Source organism: Streptomyces sp. WELS2, assembly GCF_013870595.1.
GTDB lineage: Bacteria > Actinomycetota > Actinomycetes > Streptomycetales > Streptomycetaceae > Streptomyces.
This window is the reverse complement of record NZ_JACBWZ010001279.1, coordinates 1-1,247: the sequence shown is the minus strand read 5'-3', so window position 1 is coordinate 1,247 and position 1,247 is coordinate 1. Positions and strand designations below refer to the sequence as shown.

At 75.1% G+C, this 1,247-nt stretch carries 2 protein-coding genes; one reads left to right on the top strand and one right to left on the bottom strand.

Going from position 1 to position 1,247, the window contains the following annotated elements; genetic code table 11:
* Positions 1 to 32 precede the first annotated feature (32 nt).
* Positions 33 to 923, bottom strand: a complete 891-nt coding sequence (locus tag H5J33_RS35715) for an NAD(P)H-binding protein (protein ID WP_181798784.1) — start codon at positions 921 to 923, stop codon at positions 33 to 35.
* Here H5J33_RS35715 and H5J33_RS36910 point away from each other — a divergent pair.
* The coding region (locus H5J33_RS36910) for a LysR family transcriptional regulator (protein WP_220213052.1) at positions 922 to 1,247 on the top strand (326 nt) is incomplete at its 3' end. The two genes, H5J33_RS35715 and H5J33_RS36910, sit on opposite strands and share 2 nt — an antisense overlap.

Sequence of the window (1,247 nt, the reverse complement as noted above, 5' to 3'; positions counted from 1 at the left end):
AGCGGATGCTGCTGGAGCGCTGAGGTGCGGGCTCAGCCGAGGACGGCGGGCCTCAGCACCTCCTGGCACCAGCGGCGGAAGCCGGTCGGCGCGGTGTCGGGGGTGACCGGCACGCCGGCGCCGTAGAAGTCCTGGCCGTCGAGGGCCCGCATCATGTCGGCCAGGCCCTGGGCCGCGCCGTCGGTGGCGCCGTACCGCAGGAGCGCCGCCTTCTGCTCCTCGGCACCGGCCCGGCGGAAGCGGACCGGCCGGTCCAGCACCTCGGACACCACCCGCGCCATGCCCTCGGGCGTCAGGTCGTCGGGGCCCACCATCGGTACGTCGGCCTGGCCGGTCCAGGTGCCGTCGAGCAGCAGCCGGGCCGCCGTGGCGCCGATGTCCCGGGTGGCGCAGGTGCGCAGCACCCGGTCGCCGGCCACCGCCATGGTCAGCTCACCGGCGTCGCGCAGGGCGGCGGCCTGGGCGAGCAGGTTCTCCATCAGGTACGGCGGGCACAGCGCCCGGTGGTGCACGCCGGTGGCCCGGATCTCGTCGTCGGCGGCCAGCGAGGCGGAGATCTGCCCGGCGTGCCGGGCCACCCCGCGGCCGAGGGTGGAGACGGCGACGACCCGCTCGACGCCCTGTGCCGTGATCGCGTCCACGAGCGCCCGGGTGAAGGCGCCGAAGTGGCCCTCGACGCTGGGGGCGGTGAGCGACGGCGGCACCAGCCAGAACACCCGGTCGGCGCCCGCGCACGCCTTGGCCATGACATCGGGGTCGGCGTGCGAGCCGGTGACGGCCTCCACGCGGTCGCGTACCCGGGAGGACAGGCGGGCGGGGTCGCGGACGACGACGCGCACCGGTCCCGCCGCGTCCCCGGCATCGAGGAGGGAGGCGAGGACCTGGCCGCCGATCCGGCCGGTAGGGGTGGTGACGAGGATCATGAGGGCTCCGGAAAGGGTCTGCGAGGGTCTGCTCGACGAGCGGAAGAAGACGTGCCCGAGCCTGCCCGCCGGGTGCCGGGAACTGAAGGACCGGCCGGCTCAGGGTTGTTACCCTCAGGGCAATACCGAGCTGAGGGGGTGCGGGGTGGACTCCCGGCTGTTGCACTACTTCGTCGCCGTGGCCGAGGAACTCAACTTCGCCCGCGCCGCCGAGCGGCTGGGCATCTCCCCGCCGCCGCTGTCCCGCGCGATCCGCCGGCTGGAGACCGAGCTGGGGGTGCCCCTGTTCGACCGGACCACGCACCGCGTCGCGTTGACCGAGGC

Excerpts from the sequence above, each read along its gene's own strand:
- H5J33_RS35715 (WP_181798784.1), bottom strand. The coding sequence starts at position 923 with ATGATCCTCGTCACCACCCCTACCGGCCGGATCGGCGGCCAGGTCCTC.